This is a genomic window from Gluconobacter sp. GP1 (genome assembly GCF_032913585.1).
In the GTDB taxonomy this organism is placed as follows: Bacteria; Pseudomonadota; Alphaproteobacteria; order Acetobacterales; family Acetobacteraceae; genus Gluconobacter; species Gluconobacter cerinus.
Map to the genome: position 1 here is coordinate 817846 of NZ_JASGXC010000001.1, position 25205 is coordinate 843050.

Sequence of the window (25205 nt, forward strand, 5' to 3'; positions counted from 1 at the left end):
TTCCGCTACATACAAGGAAATAACTCACTGACACCAGAACGGGACGTCCTTCGAAAAAGTCTTCCATCGCTTGGGAAGTTTTTTCAGGATCTTTTCCCGCTCCCGATGCGCCATGTGAATGATCGCATTTCCTGCTTCGGTGAGGTCAGGCCTTTCTTTTATCGCCTGCCTGACCAGAGCCTCTGCCGTTGCCGCATCGTTGAAACGACCAAACAGGTCCTGCAAATCCTTGCAATGGCCCATATAGGTTTCAACGCGGCTCCCCTTACACAGAGGAAGAATGCTCTCAATACTATAGCGCAACCCCTTCAGAGATTTACGGACGTCATGCAACTGGCGGTCTGACAGGTGCCCGATGTGATGACCCCGATGCTGGACTTTACGCGCCATTCGATCGAGCAGAACAGGCGCGTGGTCTTCCAAAAGCGCGTCAGCAGTCTCGGCTCCAAAAAAAGCTTCAGGGTCTTCCGTGCTTTGTCCAAGAGAAAGTAGCGTAGACGTTATGCTCGGATCAGTCAGTTTCTCTCGCATCTCCGCCAGTGCAGACGCTCGCTTTTCTTTGGCTAACTGAACGAATTCAGCCGCAATGTCCCCACTCACATAAGCCGGTAGAATTTCGGTCTGAAAAACATCCCAGTCTCGAACATTGCCGAGAAACCGCCCAGTTTGCTGAAAAACTGACATCTCATTCGCTAACGCTCCCTTAGGGAACAGAGGACGAAAAGCTTTCAGGATCGTTCGAAGCCGCCTGACGGCGACGCGCATCTCATGCACAGCATCGACGCTCCCGTGTTCAGCAGCAGGCTGCGCGGCAAGAAATAGCGTCAGAAAAGAACGAACAGACTGGCTCCACCCTTTTCCAACCGTCATGTCCCCTGCGAAAGGTAGCGCCGATTGAACTGTGACATCCTCATCATACTGCCCAAGCGCCAGCCGCACTCCCCTCATGGGAAGCGTCTCCCCCGTCAGCCATATGGGAAGATCACTTAAAGTCTGCGCAAAAGCATACAAATCTCGTACTTCACCGCTCAGGAGCGTCAAATCCAGTGCACAAACAGCTTCCGCTTGCTCTCCAGCCTGAACTGATCCGCGCGACAGAGACACCTTGAGGCTACTGGCACCAACCGCCGCCTTTCCCTGTAACTGCCAAAAATCTGTGCGGTATATTGGCAGAAGTGTGCCTGACAAATCGAGTTTTGCAGCCCCAGTGCCTTCGAGCAGCTTGATATCTGGACGTAATCCCCTCCGGGACCAGACCCATTGTTCAGGCCGCGTCATGTTAGGTAACCCGGCCCAGGAAACAGGTTCAAGCACCTGAACTGACGCACGGCCATCTCGCCCGGTGGAGAGTGCCCAATCGTGGCGAGACAATATGCCGGATGCGGTATCGTAAAATGTCCGGATCCGATGCCTCGGTCGCACGCTTTTCAAAGCGGGTGCTATGCCTGTGTGGTGACGAACGAGAGGCCATGCTTCTGGTAGAAAGCGAAATGTCAGACGTTGCGGCAACAGGCTTCGGATCATTATTCTTTTCCCTCCAGCATGACGGCCCATGAAGCGTAAGCCTTCATGCCCTACCGTTGCCAGAGGATAAAAGGCGCTTCGAGCGGAACACTCATGATCTCTGCAGCCGGAATGATCCGCAGTGTACACTCTGCAGCGGGGGCAGGAAGCTCAGTCTCAAGAGTATAGGCAATCCAGCCATCCGGAAGATGTTCTCCCTGTGTCAAGGACTTGATGCGCGGGTGCCCATCCTGAGCGTCAGCGTAGAGTTCAACACGCAGCAACGCAGGATCGAGCGTTCCGGGATGAATGAAGGCATGCGCTTTCTGATCCCCACCGTTCTCGGGAATGATAACCTCTCCGATCCTGAGGCCATTCCAGCCAGCAGAGAGAGCCTTTTGCCTGTCGAGAACCGTCCCAGCACTCACCCCATGGTCAAACAAGCGACGCCTGTAGCGCTGCGCACCAGTCAGATAAAACTGTTCGGTGTAATCTCGAACTGTACGGTTTGCGGAAAACTGAGGCGTCAGACGCGCCATGCTTTCGCGCATCTTTGCGACCCAAGCCCTAGGTATTCCGCCAGCATCGCGTTCGTAGAACTCAGGAAGAACGTGCTCTTCCAAGAGCCTGTAAAGTTCCTGTGCATCAGAATGGTCGTAGGCCGGATCTCCCGCGTGCTCCAGTCCGTCCCCTAACGCCCAGCCGACCTCTGGCGCGTAGGCCTCGGCCCACCATCCATCGAGTTCTGACAGGTTGAGCCCACCATTTACCAAGACCTTCATTCCACTGGTCCCGCTGGCCTCCCAGGGACGTCGCGGTGTGTTCAGCCACAGATCCACCCCCTGAACCATTTTCTGGGCCAGAGCCATGTCGTAATCCGCGAGGAATACAACTTTTCCCACGATATCCTGACGCTGGCAGAACTGGACCCAGCGTGTGATCATCGCCTGCCCTTCCAGATCCTGCGGATGAGCCTTGCCGGACAGAACGATCTGGACCGGCCTATGAACGTCCCGCAACAGCCGGACAAGTCGCTCTTCATCGTACAACAGGAGGTCTGGACGCTTGTAAGTGGCAAACCGGCGTGCAAATCCGATTGTCAGCGCCTCCGGGTTCAACGACGGCGCAGGCAGGCACCACAACCCATCTTCGCCAACGATGCATTGTCTCGCAGAGAGCTCCTGCCCCAGTGCGTGAACAAACTCCGCCCGGGAGTTGCACCTGCTGCACCAGAGAGTGTCGTCATCAAGATGACGAACAGCATCGCCCAGTCCTTCCAGATCTCCTTCCCACCTGCTTCTCCCCCCCACCTGGGTCCAGAGTTCATCAGCAGATGCTGAATCCCACGTCGGGGTATGGACGCCGTTCGTCACATGAGAGATCGGGACTTCATTTTGCGGCCAACGCGGGAAAAGTGGCGTGAACAAGGACCGGCTCACAGCCCCATGCAACTGGCTCACGCCGTTAACGGCCCCGCTGCACCGAACGGCGAGATAAGCCATGTTGAAAAACTCATCTTTATTCGCCGGATCAAGGCGCCCTAGCGAGAGAAAGTCCTGAATTGGCATGCCCAGACGGTCTTCGGCGTAGAACGTGAGATGGCTCTCAATCAGCTTAGGCGGAAAACGATCAAACCCAGCCGGCACGGCAGTATGTGTCGTGAAGACCGTTCCCGCGCGGGCAATGACCTGCGCCTGCGCGAAAGAAATACCTTCTTCTTCTGAAAGGCAGCGGGCTCGTTCTAGAGCTGCAAAAGCCGCGTGCCCCTCATTCAAATGGCAGATATCCGGCCGGTGCCCTAGAGCATGAAGCAGCCTCCATCCCCCGATCCCGAGAACCATTTCCTGCCTCAGCCGAAGTTCCGCATCTCCGCCGTAGAGCTGGGTCGTGATGCAGCGAACAGCGGGCGGATTGGAGGGATCGTTCGTATCCAGAAGGTACAGAGTCGTCCGACCTACGACGGCTTTCCAGGCGCGAAGCCAGATCTCTCCGGTTGCCGTTTGGACAGAGAGCCGGAACCAGTCCCCATCCGGCGTGAGGACGGGCTGTATCGGAAGCTGGTCAGGGTCATTGAACGGGTAAAGCGCCCGCTGCTCGCCTGCCGGAGTAATAACCTGGCGAAAATAACCCTGCGCATAGAGAAGCCCGACCGCAACAACCGGAACACCCAGATCACTCGCGGCTTTCAGCTGGTCTGCAGCAACATTCCCGAGCCCGCCAGAATAGATGGGGAGTGCCTCGCTCAGCATATACTCCATGCTGAAATAGGCGACTTCAGACAGTTCCGCGTCCGCATATTTCTCCGCAAACCAGGTGGAACGCTCCAACTCATATTTCCGGCGCTCCATGCTGGCCTTCAAGAGATTGCGGACATCCAGGTTCTGTAGAGCTTCCCACAGTTGGGCTTTGGGTGTTCGTGTCAGGGTTATCCAGGGATTACAGGTTCGGAACCAAAGATCCGGATTGATCGTCTGCCACAGCAGATCTGCCTCGTGGTTCCATGTCCAGTGCAGATCAAGTGCCAGCATACGCAGTGCGGCTTCTGCTGCGCGCGGCTTACGGGGGGAAGTGTCAACCATAGACCTGGAAACTCCCATGACTGTTCTCACTCGCTCTCCAACATGGTGAACATGTTCAGAGAGACGGACAGAATGCGTTCATTAAGGCAGCAACTGGACCTCTAACGCGTCAGAACCGAGGAAGTATCAGGGCTTTGGAGCTCCAGACATCCTTCGTGACATCACATTTTCAAATGGAGGAATAGCCGAACACCTGAAAACCTCTGAGCCATTCGTCCGTTGCGGTTACCAGCGCTGTCCTTCAAGCCCTGCTCCACATTGATGAGGTGCATCATGCTCCGGCAACTTTTGCTGTTCTCAGTGATAGGCTCGTGCTTGACCCTGCCTGCATGGGGTGCTCCTTTGTCTGAAGGCCTGTCTGTCGCGCCCGGGTTTCATTTGGACGTTATATCGGCACAGGTCCGTGGAGCACGTGAAATCGCCCTTGGAGACAGAGGAACTGTTTTCCTTGGCTCCATGGGGCCCGGAAAGGTCTATGCAGTCTCTGGAGTGGGTGATGCAGGCAGTCCCGTTCAGGTCAGGACACTTGCCAGCGGTCTCGAAACCCCTTCCGGCGTCGCATACCATGATGGAGATCTCTACATCGCGGAACCCGAACGCATTCTGGTTCTACGAAATATCGAAGACCACCTAGACAATCCAGCAGAACCGGAAGTCATTACGGATCACCTGCCTTTCAAAGACGGCGACCATTTCTGGAAGTTTATCGCTTTCGGGCCGGATGGCAGGCTGTATGTGACCATTGGGGCGCCTTGCAACGTTTGCGACGTAGGCCACGATCTCGGAAAAATCATCAGCATGAATCCCGACGGCACGGACAGGCAGGACGTTGCTTACGGCATTCGCAATTCGGTTGGTCTCGCATGGCGGCGAACAGGAAAAGACCTGTGGTTTACGGATAATGGCCGGGACATGATGGGCGATGACGTCCCTTCTGACGAACTGAACACCCTTACCCAGCCCCGGCAGTCTTTCGGCTATCCCTATTGCCATCAGGGAGACGTCCCGGACCCTCATTACGGAAAAGACCACTCGTGCGGTGAATTTGCTCCGCCTGCCCTGAAGCTTGGAACCCATGTCGCAGCATTGGGGCTGCGATTTTACGATGGCCCCGCCGCAGCGCGCTCTTTGACGGGGACATTACTGATTGCGGAGCATGGATCATGGAACAGAAGTGTTCCATCAGGGTATCAGGTCGTTTCCGTCAAACTCGATAGTGCTGGCCATCCACAGCAGCCAGAGCCGTTAATCTGGGGATTTCGGCACAATGGGCGCACCGTTGGCCGCCCAGTGGATGTTCAGCCGATGCCCGACGGCAGTATCCTCGTTAGCGACGATTTTTCCGGGTCGCTCTACAGGTTGACGTATACCCCTGCCGTACGGAAATAGGCGTCATAAAGTTGGAAGAGCCCGAACAGGTGACGAGACACGCGGAACCGTCTGAACGGAGGCTATCCGCAGCCAGAAGCGGGTGACGACAGCCCCGAGTAGAATCATGAGAAAATAACGCATATCGTTCCCCTTTTCAGAGGTCATTGTGAAGCATAAACTTGGCGAATATGCGCATGAACTATGGCAAACGTGCTTCAGAGCGTAACAGTTTTCATCCTGAATAAGGAAAAAAGAAAATGTCTTTCGGTATTATTATTTTAGTAGCCCTTGCAGCGGTACTTTTTATTCTCGGACCCATCCTTGTGGCCGTGGGCGCCGCAGCCTGGATTAACGATCGCTTTCTGAGCCGAAAATAATTTCAGACGTTATTCTGTTGTCTGGAACTGAAACGGCCTGCACCCTCCACGTCCTGTAAAAAGACAGGACGTTCCAGCTCTGCGGGAGAATATCAAGCTTCCCCGCCGCTTCTGCATTCAAGCCCATCGCTAGCAGAACAAGCCCCCGCACGACATCAGCATCCACACCCAGGATCACAGACTTTTCCGCGTCACGGATATTCGACAGCCACTCTGCAAGACGGACATACATCTCCTTATGGCTTTCACCGGAAGTCGGCGAAAAATCGGGGTCTGTCATCCACTCTGACAGACTTCCAGGCGATAAGGCTTTAAGGCTCTGCCCGCACCAGTCACCGTAATCACGGCCGCGAAGCCGTTCGTCCACGGTCACAGCGCGCTCGGAATATGCCTCAAGCCATGCAACATCTGCCGCACGCCCTGTTAGGATCGGTAGAGATTTTGGCCAAAACGCAGGTTCCGTACTCGCCACATCGCGCAGTTCGTCTGTCTTTGGAAAAATGCTTCGCTTCGAAGACGGGAGCGATGGAAGGGCAAAGCAGAACAGCTTCATTTTGCGATCTCTGACCAATCATGAAGCGCGCGTTCCAGGCGATCCCAACCCGCGCTATCCCGCGGCAAACCAAACCTCAGCTCCGTTGGCCGCTCAGGGAACGCACGGGTCACGATCCCGCGTTCACAGAGAAACATCCACAGCGAAACAGCCTCATCCAAACTCACCAGGCAGAACAGAAGGGTGTTTCCTTTAACGACGAGACCCGATCCCTTCAGTAGGTTTACAAGGCGCTTGGCATCCCGCTCCAATCGACCTTTGGTGCTGTTCAACCACTCATGATCTAATAGCGCTTGCCGCCCTGCGGACAGAGCCAGAGCGCTTACCGCCCAATCCCCCATCATGGACCGAAGTCGATCCGCTGTTCCGTCAGAGGCGATTAAAAAACCAAGGCGGACACCGGGTAACCCATAGGTTTTCCCAAAAGAGCGCAAAACCAAGAGCCCTGCCCGAGGAAAAGACGAGGCAGTGCTTTCATGATCAAAATCTGCATACGCCTCATCGACGACTAACCAGCCACCGGATGCCGCGCAACGATCCGAGAGTTCTAAAAGTGTCTCGACAGGCAGGCGTCGTCCGTCTGGATTATTCGGATTACAGACGACACAGACAGTCTCCGCTCGTCCTGCAGCAGCCCTGAATGCCTGAAGATCTGTCACGATCGATACATCCACTCCTGCATTTCTCCACGCCTGCTCATGGCCGGAGTAAGTGGGACCAAAAATAACGACTTTTTCCGTTTTCAGAGCCAAGGGCAGCAACGCAATCAGCAGCTGTGTGCCTGGCCCCGCAACAATCATACCTGCACTCGGTATGCGGTAGGCTGTCGCAGCAGCCACCAGAAGCGCCTCTTCGTCCGCTGCTTCTGGCAGCCTAGTGAGAACCGCGACATCCAAGGGAGCAAGAGGATATTCGTACGGGCTGATACCCGTGGAGAGATCGATGAAGGGCTTTGGAGCGTGGGGAAACCGCTCCATAACCTGCCGCACCTGGCCACCGTGGATCGGCATGTTTTCCAGCACCGTGGGCATCATGCTAGATCACGGCATCTGGATAAAACACGCAGGCCCATGACTTTCTCTCCCCTGTCCCACACATTCTCTGTTGCCTGTCTGGCCTGTGCAATTGAAGCCACTTTCGGTTACCCGAACTGGCTTTTCCGCAGAATTGGCCATCCAGTCATGTGGATTGGTGCCCTTATCGCGCGACTGGATCGTTCACTCAACCGCCCACAGGATAGCGCCTTCCGGCAACGTCTATGTGGCATTGTAAGCTTGGCCATTCTTATCAGTCTTCCCACTCTGATTATCTACACGGCCATTCAGGCCCTGGACCTTCTCTTTCCGCCTCTCGTTGCCTGGGGGATCGAAGGCGCGGTGGGCAGCACTCTGATTGCCCAGCGCTCCCTGTGGGAACATGTCAGGGCAGTTCACACTGGCTTGCAGAAAAGCGGTGTGCCGGCGGGCAGGAAAGCCGTGTCCATGATTGTCGGCCGCGATCCGGAACAGCTTAATGAAGCTGGCGTCGTACGGGCCGCGATTGAAAGTCTGGCCGAGAATTTTTCAGATGGAATTGTTGCGCCGCTTTTCTGGACTGCCCTCTTTGGCCTGCCAGGCACAACCGCTTACAAGTCAATCAACACGGCAGACAGCATGATCGGCCACCTTACCTCCCGGCATAAAGCCTTCGGATGGGCCTCTGCAAAGCTGGATGATCTGGTCAATCTCCCAGCCTCCCGCCTCTCCGCTCTCTGGATCTTTCTGGCGGCATTCACGATCCCCGGTGCCAACTCAACGAGGGCATTTTGTTCCGTTCAACGTGATGCACGCAATCATCGCTCCCCCAACGCCGGATGGCCAGAAGCTGCTATGGCAGGAGCCTTAGGACTGAAATTAGCTGGCCCCAGAGTTTATGACGGTATTCTGGTCAATGATTCATGGATGGGCGACGGACGCGTCACCACGACTGCTGATGATCTTTGGCGTGCGCTTCAACTATACCGTCGAGCATGTGTTTTTCAGGGCGTGGCTCTAGCCGTTCTTTCTGGCCTATTCTGGTTTTGAAGGATCAGACAGGTCGGGCCAATGCAAGAAGCGCATCCAGGTCAATGCAGGCTTCAAGATGGTCCGCCCAGGCATCCAGCACAGCCTCAACCCGCTCGTCATGATCCTGAAGGTCAGGCCCGGCGGGCCCTACGCGTGAAAGAAGAGCTTTCCGCGCGCGTCCACCAGACAGAACCCCATGCAGATAAGTTCCCCAAACACGGCCGTCAGGCGAAACTGCACCTTCAGGCTCACCGTCTATCGTTGCAAATGGCCTCCGAGTAGCCGGACCAGCCGTCCGCCCGACATGAATTTCATAGCCAGCAAGGGGGACGCCTTCCGGCACCAGTAATCCCCTTACCTCCGTCAAACGCTTGTCATTCGTCAGGACCGTCTGCACGTCTAGTACGTTAAGGCCCTCAACGAGACCCGGGGAGCCTTCAATCCCTTTATTATCCTCAATGGATTTTCCAAGCATTTGATACCCACCGCAAATGCCAAGAACACGACCGCCACGCCGGATATGCGCCTTCAGGTCTATGTCCCATCCTTGTTTCTTGAAAAATGCCAGATCAGAAATAGTTGCCTTCGAGCCTGGTATGATCACAAGGTCACAAACTGGAAGTGGCCGACCAGGTGCCACGATCTCCAGAGTGACGCCCGGATCAGATCGCAAAGGGTCTAAATCATCGAAATTGGCGATCGTGGGTAGCTGCGGCACGACAACCCGTAAGCCGTCGCCTACTGGCGTTTCGTTCACAAGATCAGATGCGTCTTCAGCGGGAAGGTCACCAACATGCGCACAGTGCGTGACAAGACCAAGCTTTTCCCACCCCGTCTGGCGTGAAATAGTGGTCATGCCATCGGTAAACAGCGAGGCGTCTCCACGCATTTTGTTTACGATAAATCCCCTGATCCGCCCTGCGTCCGGCTCTGACAGTACCATTTTGGTTCCGACAAGACTGGCAATCACGCCTCCCCGGTCGATGTCACCAATGAGCACGACGTCCACATCGGCGGCTTCGGCAAAACCCATATTGGCAATGTCGTTTGTCCGCAGATTGACCTCTGAAGCCGAGCCCGCCCCTTCAATCAAAACAATATCAGCTTCTGCCGCCAAAGTGCGAAACGCGGACAACACGTCTGGCATGAGAGTTGTCTTGACGTCCTGATAAGCGCGGGCCCGCACGGTTCCTCGCACTTTCCCCCGAACCACAAGCTGGGATCCTGTCTCGCTCTGCGGCTTCAACAGCACCGGATTCATGTCCACGGTGGGAGGAACCCCGCAGGCGCGAGCCTGAAGCGCCTGGGCACGCCCAATTTCGCCTCCGTCTCTGGTCACGGCGGCGTTGTTCGACATGTTCTGAGGCTTGAACGGACGCACTGTAAGGCCACGTCGTGTCAGGGCTCGGGCAATCCCTGCAACGAGCACAGATTTCCCAACGCTGGAGCCCGTTCCCTGAAACATGAGAGCCCTGGGGCCCTTCCGCTGCGTCATCAGAATTCGAACCCGGCCTGAGCTTTCACACCTGCACTGAAATGATGTTTTACCAGTGTCATTTCCGTTACCAGATCCGCAGCGTCCACAAGGGCTGGTTTGGCATTGCGCCCGGTTATGACGACATGCTGCATTTCAGGACGCGCTTTCAGGTCCTCCAGAACCTGCTCCAAGGGCAGATAGTCGTATCGCAGGGCGATATTCAGTTCATCGAGAACCACAAGAGCAACATCGTCGCGTTTCAGGGCCGCTTGCGCCACCTCCCACGCCCGGGCACAGGCAGCAATATCCTTTGAGCGATCCTGCGTTTCCCAGGTGAACCCCTCGCCCATCGTGTGCCACTCTACCAGATCGTCAAAGCGTTCCAACGCAGCACGCTCTCCAGTCACCCAGGCGCCCTTGATAAACTGCACGACAACAACCCGCTTTCCATGGCCCAGCGCACGCAGCGCGAGGCCAAAGGCTGCGGTAGACTTACCTTTCCCCGGGCCTGTGTGAACCGCCAGAACGCCTTTTTCGACAGTTTTTGACGCGACTTCCTTGTCCTGCACGTCTTTGCGTTTCTGCATTTTCTCCCGGTGCCGGGCCGCATCATCCGTGGTGTTCATGCTCACTTCCTGTCTCTACGTGCCATCACGTGAAAAAATGATCCGGACACCAGCCCACGACAACCTCCAGCCATCCCAAGATCATTGCCGTAGCCATCTCTCAAGGTTGCGAGAGGCTCGTCCGTTCCGGCCTGGATCACGCGGGCATAATGAAATTCATGTCCCCGAAAGATACTGCCTTTTGACCCCAGCGCGCAGTCTGTTGCCAGTATCGCCTCACGATATCCCAGATTCATTTTACGCTTTGCAAAGCTGGTTCCGTGCCCCAGAAGGCCCACCATCTTATGCGTCACACCGTTTGCATCTTCCAGAAACTCTCCCAGCGCCATGAAGCCTCCGCATTCTCCATGAACTGGTCGTGTCTCCGAGAACTTCACCAGACGGGATTGAAAGTGACGGGATGCCGCCAGTTGTTCAGCATGTAATTCTGGATATCCCCCCGGAAGCCAGCAGACATCACAGTCTTCATCAGGCCCTTGATCTGCCAGCGGAGAAAACGAAACAAGTTCGGCTCCTGCATTCCTCCAACTCTGCGCCACATGCCCATAAAGGAACGAAAACGCGGCATCATCGGCAACCGCAATCCTTTGCCCCGGAGGGCTTGTGGCAACACAGCCATGATCCTCAATATCGAGAGGTGCTGCCGCGGCCATGATGGCATCGAGGTCAAGCGAACCTTCCGTCCTCTCCCGCAGGCTAGCAAGAAGGTCTTTCAGTGTGTCCTGTTCCCGTGCCTGCACAAGGCCAAGATGTCGCTCCGGAAGTTTCAGGGTGGTGTCCCGCATGTATGCACCCAGAACGGGGATGCCTGCGGCCAGAATGGCCTCACGGGCCATAGCCAGATGTCGTGGGGACGCAACCTGATTGAGGATAACACCAGCAACATGCAGAGCGGGATCGAGCGTGGCGAAACCGTGAGCAATGGCCGCAGCAGACTGGCCCTGCCCTGATACATCCAGCACAAGAATAACTGGAATACCGAAACGAGCCGCAATATCGGACGGTGCACCGCGCGCGTCAGCAGGCCCCAGCAAGCCGTCGAACAGCCCCATAGCAGATTCAACAACCAAAAGATCCGCACCTTCAGCCGCACGCGCCAGCATGCTCTCGAGAAGCTCAGGCGTCATCACCCAGCTATCGAGGTTCAGGCTGGAACGCCCGGTTACAACCTCATGAAACGCTGGATCAATATAATCCGGGCCTGTCTTGGCAGCCTGAATTTCGATATTTCTGGCCCTCAGAGCTGACAGAATACCAAGCGTGGCAGTCGTTTTCCCTCCACCTGAGCGAGGCGCGGCAATCATGATCGCGCGGGTCATATCAGCGATCCTTTCCGATGGCATGTCTCGCTTTCAGCATGAAATATCGTATCCTGTCTCCGATGACTGCCCAAGGCTCCCCTCTGCGATATGGCTGGACGACCGGAAGCTGCGCGACCGCGGCAGCCAAAGCTGCATGGATAGCGCTCCAGACTGGAACGTTTCCTGATCCCGTGTCCATCACGCTGCCCGGCGGCAAACAGGCGGCGTTTGCGCTGGCTGCCCATGGGATGGACAAAACGGGCGCCTGGGCAGCGGTCGTTAAGGATGCCGGAGACGACCCCGATGTCACGCACGGCGCCCTTATCCGCGCAGATGTGCGCCAATTGCCTGAGGGGCAAGATATTATTTTTCGCGCAGGCGATGGTGTTGGAACAATTACGCGCCCCGGTCTCCCCCTGCCGCCGGGTGAACCAGCCATTAACCCTGTCCCCCGCCAGATGATCCGTCTCGCACTTCAGGGGGCCTCCGCTGAGGTCACAATCAGCGTTGAAAATGGCGTTACGCTGGCCAGAAAAACCCTGAATAGTCGGCTGGGCATTGTCGGAGGGTTGTCCATTCTTGGCACAACGGGAATTGTCGTACCCTTCTCCTGCTCGGCCTGGATTGACAGCATTCATCGTGGGATCGACGTCGCGCGCGCTCTGAACCTGCCACATCTGGCCGCGACCACAGGAGATGTTTCCGAACGTGCTGTTCAGGCGTTCTACGAGTTGCCTGAAACAGCGCTGATCGAAATGGGTGACTTTGCAGGTGGCGTCCTGAAATATATTCGTCGACACCCGGTCCCTCGCCTTACAATCGGCGGAGGCATCGCCAAGATGACCAAGCTGGCTCAGGGCCGGATGGATCTGCACTCCAAGCGAGGGGCCGCAGATATGCCGGCTCTGGCGGCCCTGGCAACGCAGGCAGGCGCGAGCGCGGAATTGGCCGATGCTATTGCAGTTTCCCCTACGGTCGCAGAAGCATTTCTTCTTGCTTCCGCGCAGGATATTCCGCTGGGCGATCACATCGCACGGGCTGCGTACCAGTTTGCCATCAGCGTTCTGGAAGACAACAGTATCGCTCTGGACGTTATGGTTTTTGACCGACAAGGCAACTGCGCAGGACGCAGTCATCCGGCTGATGATCCAGACCTGAACCGGCGCTGATAGTCCGGGTCATAGAGCGCACTCTCCCGAAATTCATCGACCGCAAGCGCGGGACCAACCAAAACAAGAGCGGTGCGCTCTACTGGGTCAATTGCAGCTTTTTCGAGAAGTGTTCCAAGCGTGCCGCAAATGGTCATCTGGTCCGGCCAGCTTGCACGTGCCACCACGGCCACAGGGCACTCTGGCCCATAATGTGGCAGCAACTCCGTAACGATACGATCCAGCGCATGCACTGCCAGGTGAATGGCCAGCGTAGCACCGGTCGCGGCATAGGCTGACAGTGTTTCACGCGCGGGCATGGAAGACGCTCGGCCACTGACGCGAGTTAGCACGACGGTCTGCGCAACTTCCGGGACAGTGAGTTCCCGGCCCAAGACAGATGCTGCTGCCGCAAATGCAGGCACTCCCGGCGTCATTGTCCAGGGAATACCGAGCCTATCCAGGCGGCGCGTCTGTTCGGCAACCGCGCTGTAGATAGACAGATCCCCAGAATGAAGACGCGCGACGTCCTGCCCTTCAGCGTGTGCCCGGATGTATTCCTGCTCGATCTGGTCCAGCGATAACGGCGCCGTGTTCACCTTTCGGGCATCTGGCGGGCAGTGCTCCAGCATTTCCGCCGGGACGATAGACCCCGCATACAGACAGACTTTACATGAGGCCAGAAGATCGCGGCCTCGCAGCGTCAGAAGATCAGCGGCGCCCGGTCCTGCACCAATAAAATGAACCGTCATCCGTTCTCTTTCCTCATGTCTCAACTGACTGCGCAAGAGCACAGGTCACGTCTTTTCCACTCTGCCGCATAACGATCAAACGGCTTTTTGGCCCGGCACCAGCCAGCGCGCAAGCCTCCGCCACAGAGCTGAATCCTGTCTTTTCAAAAGCAATTGCGGAATGGGTCTCGCACTCTACCTGACGCTCCGTCAGGCTTTCAGTATCAATCCACACAAGCTCAACATTCAAACGTTTTGCCAGCTCTGGAATAGCTGGCTCCGCTTTTCTGAACTCTGGAGCAGCAAGCCGATCGAACCTGCGGCCAGACGTCACCCGCATGATGAGGTCCAGCAGGGATTGTTCGTCCACTTTTGGTCGACAGCCGATACCCGCGACGATCATAACCTGTCCTCAGAAATCACTGTCGCATATTGCGTCACGCGCATGGCGGGCCGGAAAGCATGCAGCCCACCGACAGCATCAAGCCGCTCAACGCCGATCCGCGTTAGCGTCCCGCCATAGCGCGTATATTGAGCGGATAGAACCGCTTCCCCTTCCAGAGTTACGGCATTGGCAACAAGACGTCCGCCAACGGGAAGTGCGGCTCTCGCCTGCGTGAAAATATCCACCTGTGCCAGCCCTCCGCCTATGAAAACGACGTCTGGTCTTTCAAGTTCAGGCAAAGCATCAGGCGCAGTGCCTTCCACAATCTTTAGTCCTGGCACACCCAATTTCAGGGCATTTCTCGCTATTCTCGCCGCCCGCAGTGGATTTTTCTCAATGACGATGGCCCGATTGGCGGGATGATGAAGCATCCACTCAATAGCCACAGACCCGGCCCCTCCACCAATGTCCCAGAGGAGTTCTTCGGGATGCGGGGCTAACGTTGAAAGCGTGACAGCACGAATTTCACGCTTGGTAATCTGCCCGTCATGCTCAAACAGATCGTCCTCTAAACCGCTGGAAAGCGGGATCATCCTTGCACCTGGAGCCGCCTCGATTTCAATTCCCATAAGGTTTAGAGGATCGACATCTTCGAGCCCGTCCGAAGCCACGATTACACGCGACTGCTCATTAAAGCCGCCTACCCGTTCCATGACATGAATGCGAGAGGGCCCAAAGCCTCGCCCAGTCAAAAACTGACTGACTTTTCTCGGCGTGCTACCGTCTTCTGACAAAACAATCAGCCGCATAGTCCGATGAAGGTGCGGAACCAATGTCTCAATTGGGCGCCCACAGAGCGACACGACACGCACGTCCTGTTCAGCCCATCCAAGGCGTCCGCAGGCCCAGGATATTGAAGACGGCGCGGGCACACAGAGCATTTCCTCTGGCGGAATATGGCGTGCCAACGTGCTTCCCACACCAAAGCAGAATGGATCTCCGGATGCGAGGACGGTGACGGGCTGTCCGCGCCGTTCAAGAATACGGCGCACTCCAGATGAAAACGGTGAACCCCAAGGTTCAGCTTGCCCGGAGATCAAACTCGCAGCCAGTTCAAGATGCCTTTCACCGCCAATCACAAACTCGGCCTGACGAACGATCTGACGTGCGAGAGACGAAAGCCCCTCGACACCATCCTCGCCAATTCCGATAACGCTCAGCCATGGGGTCTTCATCGGCCTGCTCCGGCACAGGAACCAAGTCCATGCGCGTTCTGATCCTTGGCGGCACGACACAGGCAAACCAACTGGCGCAACATCTCGCGGAAAGAAAGGATTTCGAGCCAGTCTTTTCTCTTGCTGGCGTGACGAAAAATCCAGTTCTTCCCGGAATCCCTGTGCGAATTGGCGGATTTGGCGGCATTCCGGGGCTGGAAACGTTCTTGGCCATAGAGAACATTGGTGCGGTGGTGGACGCGACCCATCCGTTCGCCGCACAGATGAGCCGACACGCCGTGACGGCATGCGAGCGAATGGGCCTTCCTCTGCTTCGGATAGACCGCCCTAGCTGGGAAGCCCAACCTGACGACCAATGGACGTTCGTTCCCAGTATTGATGCCGCCGTAGAAGCGCTGGGGACCGCCGCACAGACAGTCTTTCTGACGACGGGCCGCAAGGACCTGCTGCCCTTCCAGAAGGCTCCGCATCATCACTACATTCTGCGCAGTATCGACCAGCCTGATCCCTTGTCCCTGCCGTCTAACGTCACGCTGCTGCTCGCCCGCCCTCCGTTCACGGTGGACAGCGAAATCGCGCTCATGAGAGATCATGCGGTGCAGGTTCTCGTCACTAAGAATGCTGGATCTGATGCGACGGCTGCCAAGCTGATTGCCGCCAGAGCGTTGAAATTGCCCGTAATCATGATTAACCGCCCGACGCTGCCGCCAGCGGAGAGTGTCACGACGGTCGAAGACGCGCTGGACTGGTTGGAGCGCCATTATCACGCGGGTACAGACCGGGACGTGTAAAGCCATGCTTGCCCATCCGGCCGCTCGATGCGATGTGTCAGAGTAGTCCCGATCAGGACAAGTGTACTCATATCCACCAGTTCGGGATCAGCATCGCTCAGAGTCGTTAGATGCAGCCTTTCATCAGCTCTTCCAATAGCCCTTGCGAAGGCCACAGGCACAGTTCCAGACAATTCCTGACGCAGCACTTCGAAAGCCTCGCCCAACTGCCGGGGACGTGCCTTTGAACGAGGGTTGTAGAGCGCAATAACGAAGCCCGCCTGCGCGGCCAAAGTCAGGCGCCGGCAGACCGTCTCCCAAGGCTTAAGATTATCTGACAGGGACATGACGCAGAAATCGCCTCCGAGGGGCGCGCCAATACGGGCTGCGGCAGCCAGAACGGCGGAAACACCGGGAATGACCGTGACATTCATGCCACTCAATCGATCCGGTTCATGATCAATGGCTTCAAACAGGGCACTTGCCATGCCAAACACACCCGCATCCCCGCCTGACACGATCGCCACACAACGCCCCTGCTCCGCAAGTTCGAGGGCATGGCGCGCGCGATCCAGTTCGACACGATTATCCGATGGATGGCGAGTAATATGCGCTGGCAGGTCCACACGATCCACGTATGGCCCATATCCTATAACGTCTGTTGCCTGAGCAAGTGCCTCTTGAGCCTCAGGCGTTCGCTGGCCCGGCTTTCCCGGCCCGAGACCGATGACGAAGATCCGGCTCACCGGACACCCCGGCGCCCTGGCAACAACGCCAGAGAGAAATAAGGAGCCGCACCCTCCATGTCATTCAACGGCAGAACACGAGCCTCTTCCTGCGTCCCCCGCTCCACATAGACAGCGTCCTGCAATCGCCCCGCGCGTTCCAGTGCTGTGCGAAGCTTCGGAAGATTGCGTCCCAGTTTCATCACAACGGCCGCATCAGCCTGCTTCAGCCACTGAGCCAGATCATCTTCCGGCATAGTGGCAGGCAGGACGCACAAGACATCATCACCATGCGTCATGGGGAGTGCCGCCTGCGTCCAGCATCCACTCATTCCTGTGATTCCGGGAATGACTTCGCAGGGTCCGACAGTCTCAAGCCGATCAAACACATACATGGCGGACCCATACAGAAACGGATCCCCCTCACAAAGAAGAGCAACGCTCCGGCCAGCTTCTATCTCGACCGCAATCTGCTTCGCACACTCATCGTAAAACGACGACATATCAGGATGGTAGGACGGATCATTAACGAGGCGCTCCGTCGTAAAGGGGTACGCAAAACGCAGCTCTTTCGTGCCCGACGTAATATGCGTGTCAGCGATTTTCCGCGCATGACCCATTTTGTCATGACGGCAGAAATAGGCGATGACGGGAGCTGTTGAAATGACCCGCGCTGCCTTGAGCGTCATAAGTTCCGGATCACCCGGCCCTACGCCGACGACGTAAACTGTTGCAGCTGTCATTCCGCCTCGCTGGCAAGAGCGTTCAGGGCAGCGGCAGCCATGGCGCTTCCGCCCAGCCGGCCACGTACGATGACATGCGCAAGGTCAGGCCGCGCCGCCAGTGCATCCTTGGACTCTGCGGCCCCCACAAAGCCAACGGGCATACCGATAATTGCCGCGGGGCGCGGGCCACCTGCATCAATGAGCTCAAGAAGATGAAAAAGCGCTGTCGGGGCGTTCCCGATCGCTACAACAGCTCCTTCAATCTGATCACCCCAAAGATCAAGAGCTGCGGCAGAGCGCGTATTGCCAATTTGCTTGGCAAGATCTGGCGTCCGTTCATCACGCAACGTGCAGATAACGGCATTATTGGCTGGCAACCGGGCGCGCGTAACACCATGGGCGACCATCTCGGAATCACACAGGATTGGCTTACCCGCCTGCAACGCTGCACGCGCTTTGCTAACAAGATCAGCCGTCATGGCGACTGATGCTGCGACCTCCACCATTCCGCATGCATGGATAATACGCACTGCAATCTTGGACTGTTCAGGCGTAAAACCCGACAGATCGGCCTCTGCACGGATCGTTGCGAAGGACCGGGCATAAATGGCCGCGCCATCCCGAATATAGTCGTAGGAAGAGGGTCCGGCGCTCAAACCTGTGTCTCCTTCAATTCATGACGCAACAAGGCCCGTATCTGCGGAATATCCCTGTTGTGCCATGCTGGCGTGTCTGTTGTGCGCCCATTGCGCACAACCTCATAATGCCCGTCATCGGCAACGAGCGTCATATCTGCCGCACGGGGATGCGCACACCCCTTTATGCAGCCTGAAACATGCAGCACACAGCCGGGCGGCACATCAGATGCCAGAGCCAAGGCTGTCCCGACAACATCTGCGGTGGCTTTCGCACATCCGGCACGACCAATACAGGCTTCCACTCGCAACAATGGATCTACCGAACTGGTGATGAAGCCGGGCCATGTTCCGTCCTGCTGTGGCAGAAGAACACTACGCCAAGGTGTAACCCGCAGCCGTGATGTCCCGGTAAGCTCTGCAAGAACTTCAAAGTCTTTGGCATGGCATCGGCCGAATGGCACACCAACGCCCATGACCTTCCCCGGCAGGGGACCTATGAGAGACACCGGACGAATACCCTGCCGTTTGCACGGAATGCCCTCTAGCCCGGCCTTCGCGAGGACGAATGCTGCTGTATCGGTGTCTCGCGATGGTCGGCCAAGGTCAGAATTTTCTGCACAAATCCGGGACATCACCACGGCTGCTCTGACAGCCACATCGTTATCAAGAGCTCTGGTCGCTATAGCGCCACAGACAACTGACCATCCATCCGGGCGGGACTGAAGGGCAATATCCGCTGATAACGTGCCTTCTGGAACATACCCGCCACCATCAACGGCCCAACCGAACTTGCCGCTCAGCGCCGACAATGCGTTTTCTTCGAGAAGCGCCGTCTGAAGCGATTGGGCGACGTCCAACGTCTCCGGATTACATGCAGGATCCAAGCCAGCAAGGGGTGAAACCAGAATGGCCCTTCGGCGCTCTTTTGCTGGATCAGGATCTACAAGCCCCTCCGCCAGTGCGCTTTCTAACGCGAGTTTTGCACTTGTCGAAGAAAATCCCCGTAACTGCACGTTGCCACGATTGGTCAGCTCAACAACCCCGTTTCCGAAACGTCGTGCCAAATCTGCAATCGCCAGCACTTGTGGCCCCTCAAAACCACCGAGCGGGGAACGGATACGGACCAGAAATCCATCTCGCGCTTCCATCGGCGCGAACATATCCGGACACCAGCCGCGAACAAGGGGGGAAACTGTCATTCGCTCCCACTCTCCAACATCGCAGAGACGCTATTCAGGCGCGGGTGCCAGAGGCCTCGACGGATCATATCCTGGAACCGCGTGCGCATTGCCTGACGTGCCTGAGGGTTAGCGCTTTTCAGGAAAGCATCACAGGTGTCATCGCCAAGCGTTGCGGCAAATACCAAGTCAAACTGTTGGTCAAACCGAACAGAAAGGGTCGCGGCGAAAGCGCAGAGCGCGTCCAGCCCCCGGGCAATTTCCGCACCTCCCCGATAATCATGCCGCTGCATTCCGGCCAGCCAACGGGGATTGGCCAGACGCCCTCGAACGATGCGCTTCACTTCGTCTTCAACTCTTCGAAGACGGGGCGCATCCGCATGGGACGTGTCGCCATGCCAAAGGACGGGATCGGCCCCTAGCAGAGCCGCCGCCGCTGCAAGTCCACCCTCATGAGCAGCAAAATCCGGGCTTTCGAGAATATCCGTCTCTGCATGGTCCTGCACATGCAGGATTGCATCTGCCCGTGCCAGATTTTGGGCCAATGCTGCGCTGCTACGTGTCCCGTCACGACCGCCACCATACATCCAGTCGTTGCCATCCAGATAGGACTGGCCAAGATCAGATCGTTCTTCCCAGTTACTCCGCGTGAGAGCGTCTTCAATGCCTGTCCCGTACGTACCGGGCGCTGCACCAAAAATCCGCGCTCCAGCAATTTTTCGGGCCTCACCCTCCAGATTTCTCACACGGGCAGACAACGGGTTCCATTCCTCGCCTTCCTCCAAACAGGAAACAGCTTCAACCACCTGATCGAAAAGAGAAATCTGTGCCGGAAAAGCGTCCCGGAACAATCCTGAAATTCGAAGGGTCACATCGACACGCGGACGATCGAGAACAGCCAGTGGCGTAATTTCAAATCCTGATACACGACCGCTCGACGCATCCCACGTTGGCTCAACTCCCATCAGGATCAGAGCCAGTGCCAGATCCTCTCCCCCCGTGCGCAGGGTGGAGGAACCCCACAGATCTATAACGATGCTTTGAAGCGGCTCGCCCTCGTTCTGCAAGTGACACAGCAGGATCTGCTTAGCCTGCGTTCGGGCAAGCTCTACCGCAGAAGCCGTGGGAACAGCTCTCGGGTCAAGCGTGAAAAGATTGCGCCCGGTCGGCAGAACTTCCACTCGCCCACGTGTCGGAGCACCAGACGGCCCGGGTTGAATGAACCGTCCTTCCAGCCCAGCCAGAAGTGCCTTCATTTCCGCATCTGCGCTGGCTTCGATCAGAGTAGCAACCGTTTGCTGGGGCACCTGTGCGACAGAAGACACCATTTCGGCCAATTTCTCGGCATGCGGTGCTACTTGACCAAAAACATGCAGACCATCACGGATCTGAAGGTCCTTCACATCACATAGATAAGCATCCAGCCGCGCCAGAGCCTCTGCTTCGTCACCTTCCCCCGCTTTGACGCCACTTTCGCTCAAAAGCCCCATTCGCGTGGCTCGGTCCAGAATATCGCGCTTCAGAATGGCGCCACGACGCCTGTCCAGACCATCCGCCTCTGCAAACTCATCGATCAGTTGTTCCAGCTCTGCCATGTCCGGATCAAGTCCGGCCTTCATAACAGGCGGTGTCATATGTCCGATGGTGACTGCGCCGAGACGACGTTTCGCCGAAGCTGCTTCTCCCGGATTGTTGACGATAAAGGGATACAGAACCGGCAAAGCGCCGCGAAGAACGGCGGGAGCGCACTGATTGGAAAGCGCCACAGCGTTGCCAGGCAGCCATTCTAGAGTGCCATGCGTTCCAAGATGAACCATGGCATCTGTCTGGCAGACATGACGTAGCCAGAGGTGGAACGCGATATAGGCGTGGCGTGGAGGTGTATCAGGGTCGTGGTACTGGGCTTTACGGTCCTGCGCGCTGCCACGATCGGGCTGGACAGCGACTACGATGTTACCCAGCGCCACAAATTTAAGACAAAATGAACCGTCCTGAACGGCGGGGTCTTCCGCAGAGGTGCCCCAACTCTGTGTCACAGCGTCCCGGAAGGGAGCGGGCAAGCGCGCAAAGAGTTCGTTATAATCGTTCAGAGACAAACAGGGCTGTGGCAGGTCGTCACACAAAGCTCCCACCAACGCCCTGCTGGCGGGACTTTTAGCAGATCCACAGTCATACCCTACCTGTTTCAAGGCACGAAGGATGGATTCAAGGCTATCAAAAGTATCTAACCCGACAGCGTGTGCAGTCTGTCCATCTGCACCGGGATAATCAGAAAGGACAATCGCAAGACGCTTCTCGCGCGAAGGTGTTTTCTTGAGCCTTGCCCATGCGTGAGCTTGCTCTGCAGCAGCGGCAATACCCGGTTGAAAGGGCATATGCCTTGCCGCATCCCCCGGGACTGTTTCGGATTTGAAGGAGATCGGAGACGAAGAAATTCGCCCATCAAGTTCTGGCAAAACGACCTGCATCGCGAGGTCGGACTGCGAGAGGCCGCGCCCGCTCTCAGCCCATGCCGATGCTGTCACACCAGGCTGCAAAACCTGAAGAACGGGAACAGCAGCAATATCAAGAGGAGATGCCCCCTCTTTTCCGCGCGCAGAAAAGAAGGTCGCGTTCAGAATAATGTCTGGCTGAGTTTCAATCAGCCGGCGCTGAATCCACTCGGCAACATCCGGGTTCTTCAGCGATGCGACATATAGAACATCTGTCGCGACCCCGGACTTTTCCAGTTCATCGGCAAGACCGTCAATCGCTGCTGTATCTGCAGCCAGAAGGTGAGCGCGGTAGAAAACGATTGTGGCTCTTAAAGAAAAATCCGCTGTCGTCTGGCGATAAATTCCAGCTGGGGGGAGCGCCGCGGGTTGCCCTGAAACGTCATCTCCATATCCGGCAAGATGAGCCATGAGCAAAAGGGCACGACGTGCATTCTCAGGACCACCTTCCCTCAGAAACCCCGTAAGTCTGGAATGCTTTTCGGCTTCGACGCTCGACCACTCTTCAAGCCGTGCATCCTGACGGGCATCTCCGGGCAACAGAGCCAGTGGAATGCTGTTCCTGCTACAAAAATTCCGGAGTTCTTCCGCCCCATAGCGCCAGTAATCCACCCCACCAAGAAGCCGTGCGATGACGCATCGGGACGATGCTATGGTCTGCTCAATATATAAATCGACCGACATGGGGTGTCGGAGGCGAGCAAGATTGACCAGCCGCAGCGAAAAACCTGCGCCGTTCGGGGTCTGCTCATTCAGATTGGAGTACGCCCGCTCAAGCGCCAGAAGATCGCTATCCGAGAAGGACAGAAACACGACGTCAGCAGGCGCATGACCGAGATCCTCGGCCACGTCCTGATCGTCTATTCCGTGTCGTTCCCGGACAAGCAGATGCATCAGGTCAGTCCGCCAGCAATGCGGCTTCGATGGCTGCGCGATCCAGGCCTGTCTGGCCAATTACGACGAGGCGCCCGTCCCGGCCTGCATCTGCGAGAGGCACATCAAATTCATGACGGAAACGGGTCCCGACACCCTGCACGGCCAATCGCATTTTCTTGCCCTGCACGGCTGCAAAGCCTTTCATGCGGAGGATATCGAATTGCCCCGCAACCTCGCTCAGGCGTTTGAGTAATGCTTCAGCACTTTTCTGCTCTGGAAGGACCACGACGAAACTCTCGAAGTCATCATGTTCGTGGTCATCTGCGCCATCATGATTGGACGGACGCGCTTGAAGATCGTCCTCGGCACCGGCACCAATTCCCAGCAGAACAGCGGGGTCCAGTCGTCCCTCTACTGCCCGCAGCGTAATAACTTTCCGCGGCACGGCCTCGGTAATACCCTTCTCAACCGCATCAATCCCGGCTTCGTCCAGAAGATCAGTCTTGTTCAGAACAATCAGATCTGCCGCATTCAACTGATCTTCATAGACTTCAGCCAACGGATTATCATGATCCAGAGAAGGGTCAGCAGCCTGCTGTGCAGCAACAGCTTCCGGATCGTCGGCAAAGCGACCCGCGGCGACAGCAGGTGCGTCCACAAGCGTAATCACACCATCAACGGTCATGCGGGTACGGATCCCGGGCCAGCTGAATGCCTTGAGAAGAGGCTTGGGCAGCGCAAGGCCAGATGTCTCGATCACGATGTGCTCTGGCGGATCAGGACGATCGATCAGAGCCCCCATGGTCGGAATGAAGTCGTCTGCAACCGTGCAGCAGAGACATCCGTTGGTGAGTTCGACGATATCCTCGTCAGCACATCCTTCGATCCCGCAAGACCGTAGAATTTCACCGTCAATCCCAAGTGAACCGAACTCGTTAACGACGATCGCAATACGGCGTCCATCAGCCTGTGCGAGAAGATTTCGCAGAAGGGTTGTTTTCCCTGCCCCCAGAAAACCCGTGATGATCGTAACCGGAATCTTGCGACCGGAGCCTGAAACAGTCTGGGACATCATGAAAGTTCCTGTGAAGCAGACAATGAAAATGGAAGTCGGGCGATAACCATATCAGAAAGCGATGCGGGTCGCTTTGACGGCATCACTGTTCCGGTTTTCGATGCTCGGTAAAGCTGGAGGTAAGCCAGCAGGTCAGACAGCTTTTCCGGACCAAGTTCACCTAGAACAAAAGTCCATTTTTCCGGCATGGAAAGCGTGGCAATACAGCCTCGGCTACAGGCTGCCATACATTCAACGGGCTGGACGCTGAAATCACCTTCAGCAGCCTGGCCAAGCAAGGCATCGTAGAGCTGTCGCCCCTGAACAGGATCATTCCCAACCGGTAGACCGCGACGACACGTCACACAGACGTGGAAAACTGGCGAAACGGATGACTGGCCCGCTTCAGCATGAGGCAGTGGATCTGCCATGGTTTCGTCTCTCTTGCAGCCACAACGGCATAACAAAAGGCGCGATGAAAGGCCTTCGCAATCGCGAAAGTGACACGCACATGATGGCGCGCCCTCACAGTCCGGGCACCCCGCCGGATCATGACACTTGGCTCAGATGGCAGGTCTCCTGACTCACGGCTGAGGCGCCATTAGCACCTCCTCTCCCACCGGGCCTTCCCAGATCGAAATCCAGTGGCTGCCTTTCCTGAAAGAAAGACTGGCAGGACAGAAAACCGTCCACAGTTGCGGGGGCAGTGCCGGGTTTGACCTACTTCTAAGGCCGCACCAGCTTCCCTTTTCATCCTCTTCTCAGAGGAACCATCAAACACTCTCCTATCTCTGGGATGAAAGCGTGTCAAAGCCCGGGAAATGGGCTTATTTCATTTTCAAAGACAAACCCGCCGCCACAAACAGCACTTCTCCGGCGACTGCGGCGATCTTCTGATGAAGAAGGCCCGCTTCATCGCGGAAACGACGAGCCAGGGCATTGTCCGGGACAATTCCGAGCCCTACCTCGTTGCCCACAAGAACGGTCCGGCCTTTCCGTGTTTGCAACGCCTCGAGAAGATCTTTCGTCGCGGCGTGTACATTACGATCTTCCAGAATGAGATTTGTCAGCCACAAAGTCAGGCAATCAACCAGGACTGGCGCGCCCTGCTCGACCTGTAAAACACCAGCGATATCAAATGGCTCTTCAACTGTGCGCCACCCTTTGTTCCCACGGGTGGTACGATGCAAATCTATCCTGGCCTGCATTTCTTCATCAAAAGCCCGACCGGTCGCGAGATAAACCCAAGGGGCCGGAAGACCAGTGATGATTGCCTCAGCGATCCTGCTTTTTCCTGACCTGGCGCCCCCGAGGACCAGTGACACATCCGGTAGTCCTGTTTGCGTGATGGTCTGTGCCACAATATCTCCTGCGCCTTCTTCTTGCATGGTCACTGATAACAGCACAAAAGACCTG

Annotated in this window: 23 protein-coding genes and 1 riboswitch; of the genes, 5 read left to right on the forward strand and 18 right to left on the reverse strand. The window is 56.6% G+C overall.

The features are described 5' to 3' along the window. Positions 1 to 24: 24 nt before the first annotated feature. Positions 25 to 1278, reverse strand: a complete 1254-nt coding sequence (locus tag R5H23_RS03675) for a CHAD domain-containing protein (RefSeq protein WP_317214400.1) — start codon at positions 1276 to 1278, stop codon at positions 25 to 27. Positions 1279 to 1394: 116 nt separating this feature from the next. Between R5H23_RS03675 and R5H23_RS03680 the strand changes: the two genes are divergently transcribed. Continuing rightward, the gene (locus tag R5H23_RS03680) at positions 1395 to 1556 is read left to right on the forward strand and encodes a hypothetical protein (protein WP_317214401.1); all 162 of its coding nucleotides are present in this window, start codon (positions 1395 to 1397) and stop codon (positions 1554 to 1556) included. 18 nt (positions 1557 to 1574) lie between these two features. Here R5H23_RS03680 and glgP read toward each other — a convergent pair whose 3' ends face one another. Beyond that, positions 1575 to 4082, reverse strand: a complete 2508-nt coding sequence (glgP, locus tag R5H23_RS03685) for an alpha-glucan family phosphorylase (protein ID WP_317214402.1) — start codon at positions 4080 to 4082, stop codon at positions 1575 to 1577. Between the two features lie 315 nt (positions 4083 to 4397). On the opposite strand from glgP, the gene R5H23_RS03690 reads away from it, so the two are divergent. Then, positions 4398 to 5471 (forward strand): PQQ-dependent sugar dehydrogenase, encoded by a 1074-nt coding sequence (locus R5H23_RS03690; RefSeq protein WP_317214403.1) that lies wholly within the window; start codon positions 4398 to 4400, stop codon positions 5469 to 5471. A 330-nt stretch (positions 5472 to 5801) separates the two neighbouring features. Here R5H23_RS03690 and R5H23_RS03695 read toward each other — a convergent pair whose 3' ends face one another. After that, on the reverse strand, positions 5802 to 6383 hold the full coding sequence (locus R5H23_RS03695) for a histidine phosphatase family protein (RefSeq protein ID WP_317214405.1): 582 nt from the start codon (positions 6381 to 6383) through the stop codon (positions 5802 to 5804). After that, positions 6380 to 7417, reverse strand: coding sequence for a threonine-phosphate decarboxylase CobD (cobD, locus tag R5H23_RS03700; protein WP_317214406.1), 1038 nt, complete (start codon positions 7415 to 7417; stop codon positions 6380 to 6382). Before cobD ends, R5H23_RS03695 begins: the two co-directional genes overlap by 4 nt. A gap of 36 nt (positions 7418 to 7453) precedes the next feature. Between cobD and cbiB the strand changes: the two genes are divergently transcribed. Next, positions 7454 to 8446 (forward strand): adenosylcobinamide-phosphate synthase CbiB, encoded by a 993-nt coding sequence (gene cbiB / locus R5H23_RS03705; RefSeq protein WP_317214407.1) that lies wholly within the window; start codon positions 7454 to 7456, stop codon positions 8444 to 8446. Positions 8447 to 8450: 4 nt separating this feature from the next. Here cbiB and R5H23_RS03710 read toward each other — a convergent pair whose 3' ends face one another. From R5H23_RS03710 to R5H23_RS03720, 3 genes are read right to left on the reverse strand one after another with little or no spacing between them, the layout of a single operon-like run. Further along, complete coding sequence (locus R5H23_RS03710; RefSeq protein WP_317214604.1) at positions 8451 to 9893, reverse strand: cobyric acid synthase; 1443 nt, start codon at positions 9891 to 9893, stop codon at positions 8451 to 8453. A 29-nt stretch (positions 9894 to 9922) separates the two neighbouring features. Further along, positions 9923 to 10531 (reverse strand): cob(I)yrinic acid a,c-diamide adenosyltransferase, encoded by a 609-nt coding sequence (cobO, locus tag R5H23_RS03715; protein ID WP_211499151.1) that lies wholly within the window; start codon positions 10529 to 10531, stop codon positions 9923 to 9925. A 2-nt stretch (positions 10532 to 10533) separates the two neighbouring features. Continuing rightward, the gene (locus tag R5H23_RS03720) at positions 10534 to 11850 is read right to left on the reverse strand and encodes a cobyrinate a,c-diamide synthase (RefSeq protein WP_317214408.1); all 1317 of its coding nucleotides are present in this window, start codon (positions 11848 to 11850) and stop codon (positions 10534 to 10536) included. Positions 11851 to 11912: 62 nt separating this feature from the next. Here R5H23_RS03720 and R5H23_RS03725 point away from each other — a divergent pair, with 62 nt between their 5' ends. Further along, the gene (locus tag R5H23_RS03725; protein ID WP_408874331.1) at positions 11913 to 13001 is read left to right on the forward strand and encodes a cobalt-precorrin-5B (C(1))-methyltransferase; all 1089 of its coding nucleotides are present in this window, start codon (positions 11913 to 11915) and stop codon (positions 12999 to 13001) included. On the opposite strand, the gene cobM is transcribed toward R5H23_RS03725, so the two are convergent. From cobM to cbiE, 3 genes are read right to left on the reverse strand one after another with little or no spacing between them, the layout of a single operon-like run. Beyond that, a complete protein-coding gene (gene cobM / locus R5H23_RS03730; RefSeq protein WP_317214410.1) occupies positions 12965 to 13732 on the reverse strand; it encodes a precorrin-4 C(11)-methyltransferase in 768 nt (255 codons plus the stop codon). The genes R5H23_RS03725 and cobM overlap by 37 nt on opposite strands. A gap of 13 nt (positions 13733 to 13745) precedes the next feature. Further along, the gene (locus R5H23_RS03735) at positions 13746 to 14114 is read right to left on the reverse strand and encodes a cobalamin biosynthesis protein (RefSeq protein WP_086634670.1); all 369 of its coding nucleotides are present in this window, start codon (positions 14112 to 14114) and stop codon (positions 13746 to 13748) included. Next, positions 14111 to 15331, reverse strand: a complete 1221-nt coding sequence (gene cbiE, locus R5H23_RS03740; RefSeq protein WP_317214411.1) for a precorrin-6y C5,15-methyltransferase (decarboxylating) subunit CbiE — start codon at positions 15329 to 15331, stop codon at positions 14111 to 14113. Before cbiE ends, R5H23_RS03735 begins: the two co-directional genes overlap by 4 nt. A gap of 29 nt (positions 15332 to 15360) precedes the next feature. Between cbiE and R5H23_RS03745 the strand changes: the two genes are divergently transcribed. Continuing rightward, positions 15361 to 16122 (forward strand): cobalt-precorrin-6A reductase, encoded by a 762-nt coding sequence (locus R5H23_RS03745; protein WP_317214412.1) that lies wholly within the window; start codon positions 15361 to 15363, stop codon positions 16120 to 16122. Here R5H23_RS03745 and cobJ read toward each other — a convergent pair. From cobJ to cobU, 8 genes are all read right to left on the reverse strand, one after another. Next, positions 16095 to 16847: a precorrin-3B C(17)-methyltransferase gene (cobJ, locus tag R5H23_RS03750; protein WP_317214413.1), complete on the reverse strand. Its 753-nt coding sequence runs from the start codon at positions 16845 to 16847 to the stop codon at positions 16095 to 16097. The genes R5H23_RS03745 and cobJ overlap by 28 nt on opposite strands. Next, positions 16844 to 17569 (reverse strand): precorrin-2 C(20)-methyltransferase, encoded by a 726-nt coding sequence (locus R5H23_RS03755; RefSeq protein WP_317214414.1) that lies wholly within the window; start codon positions 17567 to 17569, stop codon positions 16844 to 16846. Before R5H23_RS03755 ends, cobJ begins: the two co-directional genes overlap by 4 nt. Then, entirely contained in the window at positions 17566 to 18207 is a 642-nt protein-coding gene (locus tag R5H23_RS03760; RefSeq protein WP_317214415.1) for a precorrin-8X methylmutase, read from the reverse strand. Before R5H23_RS03760 ends, R5H23_RS03755 begins: the two co-directional genes overlap by 4 nt. Next, on the reverse strand, positions 18204 to 19388 hold the full coding sequence (cobG, locus tag R5H23_RS03765; RefSeq protein ID WP_317214416.1) for a precorrin-3B synthase: 1185 nt from the start codon (positions 19386 to 19388) through the stop codon (positions 18204 to 18206). Before cobG ends, R5H23_RS03760 begins: the two co-directional genes overlap by 4 nt. Further along, on the reverse strand, positions 19385 to 22753 hold the full coding sequence (gene cobN / locus R5H23_RS03770; protein WP_317214417.1) for a cobaltochelatase subunit CobN: 3369 nt from the start codon (positions 22751 to 22753) through the stop codon (positions 19385 to 19387). Before cobN ends, cobG begins: the two co-directional genes overlap by 4 nt. A 4-nt stretch (positions 22754 to 22757) precedes the next feature. Next, positions 22758 to 23810 carry a cobalamin biosynthesis protein CobW gene (gene cobW / locus R5H23_RS03775; protein ID WP_317214418.1) on the reverse strand — a complete coding sequence of 351 codons (1053 nt, stop codon included), beginning with the start codon at positions 23808 to 23810 and terminating at the stop codon, positions 22758 to 22760. Further along, positions 23807 to 24220 (reverse strand): DUF1636 domain-containing protein, encoded by a 414-nt coding sequence (locus R5H23_RS03780; protein ID WP_317214419.1) that lies wholly within the window; start codon positions 24218 to 24220, stop codon positions 23807 to 23809. Before R5H23_RS03780 ends, cobW begins: the two co-directional genes overlap by 4 nt. A gap of 120 nt (positions 24221 to 24340) precedes the next feature. Then, positions 24341 to 24579: riboswitch (cobalamin riboswitch) on the reverse strand. A 37-nt stretch (positions 24580 to 24616) separates the two neighbouring features. After that, positions 24617 to 25177, reverse strand: a complete 561-nt coding sequence (gene cobU, locus R5H23_RS03785) for a bifunctional adenosylcobinamide kinase/adenosylcobinamide-phosphate guanylyltransferase (RefSeq protein WP_317214605.1) — start codon at positions 25175 to 25177, stop codon at positions 24617 to 24619. Positions 25178 to 25205 lie beyond the last annotated feature (28 nt).

Bases quoted from the DNA above. Each gene is read 5' to 3' on its own strand.
- R5H23_RS03675 (WP_317214400.1), bottom strand. From the start codon at position 1,278: ATGACGCGGCCTGAACAATGGGTCTGGTCCCGGAGGGGATTACGTCCA.
- R5H23_RS03680 (WP_317214401.1), top strand. From the start codon at position 1,395: ATGTCCGGATCCGATGCCTCGGTCGCACGCTTTTCAAAGCGGGTGCTA.
- glgP (WP_317214402.1), bottom strand. From the start codon at position 4,082: ATGGTTGACACTTCCCCCCGTAAGCCGCGCGCAGCAGAAGCCGCACTG.
- R5H23_RS03695 (WP_317214405.1), bottom strand. From the start codon at position 6,383: ATGAAGCTGTTCTGCTTTGCCCTTCCATCGCTCCCGTCTTCGAAGCGA.
- cobD (WP_317214406.1), bottom strand. From the start codon at position 7,417: ATGATGCCCACGGTGCTGGAAAACATGCCGATCCACGGTGGCCAGGTG.
- cbiB (WP_317214407.1), top strand. From the start codon at position 7,454: ATGACTTTCTCTCCCCTGTCCCACACATTCTCTGTTGCCTGTCTGGCC.
- R5H23_RS03710 (WP_317214604.1), bottom strand. From the start codon at position 9,893: ATGTTTCAGGGAACGGGCTCCAGCGTTGGGAAATCTGTGCTCGTTGCA.
- cobO (WP_211499151.1), bottom strand. From the start codon at position 10,531: ATGAACACCACGGATGATGCGGCCCGGCACCGGGAGAAAATGCAGAAA.
- R5H23_RS03720 (WP_317214408.1), bottom strand. From the start codon at position 11,850: ATGACCCGCGCGATCATGATTGCCGCGCCTCGCTCAGGTGGAGGGAAA.
- R5H23_RS03725 (WP_408874331.1), top strand. From the start codon at position 11,913: ATGACTGCCCAAGGCTCCCCTCTGCGATATGGCTGGACGACCGGAAGC.
- cobM (WP_317214410.1), bottom strand. From the start codon at position 13,732: ATGACGGTTCATTTTATTGGTGCAGGACCGGGCGCCGCTGATCTTCTG.
- R5H23_RS03735 (WP_086634670.1), bottom strand. From the start codon at position 14,114: ATGATCGTCGCGGGTATCGGCTGTCGACCAAAAGTGGACGAACAATCC.
- cbiE (WP_317214411.1), bottom strand. From the start codon at position 15,331: ATGAAGACCCCATGGCTGAGCGTTATCGGAATTGGCGAGGATGGTGTC.
- R5H23_RS03745 (WP_317214412.1), top strand. From the start codon at position 15,361: ATGCGCGTTCTGATCCTTGGCGGCACGACACAGGCAAACCAACTGGCG.
- R5H23_RS03755 (WP_317214414.1), bottom strand. From the start codon at position 17,569: ATGACAGCTGCAACAGTTTACGTCGTCGGCGTAGGGCCGGGTGATCCG.
- cobG (WP_317214416.1), bottom strand. From the start codon at position 19,388: ATGACAGTTTCCCCCCTTGTTCGCGGCTGGTGTCCGGATATGTTCGCG.
- cobN (WP_317214417.1), bottom strand. From the start codon at position 22,753: ATGCATCTGCTTGTCCGGGAACGACACGGAATAGACGATCAGGACGTG.
- cobW (WP_317214418.1), bottom strand. From the start codon at position 23,810: ATGATGTCCCAGACTGTTTCAGGCTCCGGTCGCAAGATTCCGGTTACG.
- R5H23_RS03780 (WP_317214419.1), bottom strand. From the start codon at position 24,220: ATGGCAGATCCACTGCCTCATGCTGAAGCGGGCCAGTCATCCGTTTCG.
- cobU (WP_317214605.1), bottom strand. From the start codon at position 25,177: ATGCAAGAAGAAGGCGCAGGAGATATTGTGGCACAGACCATCACGCAA.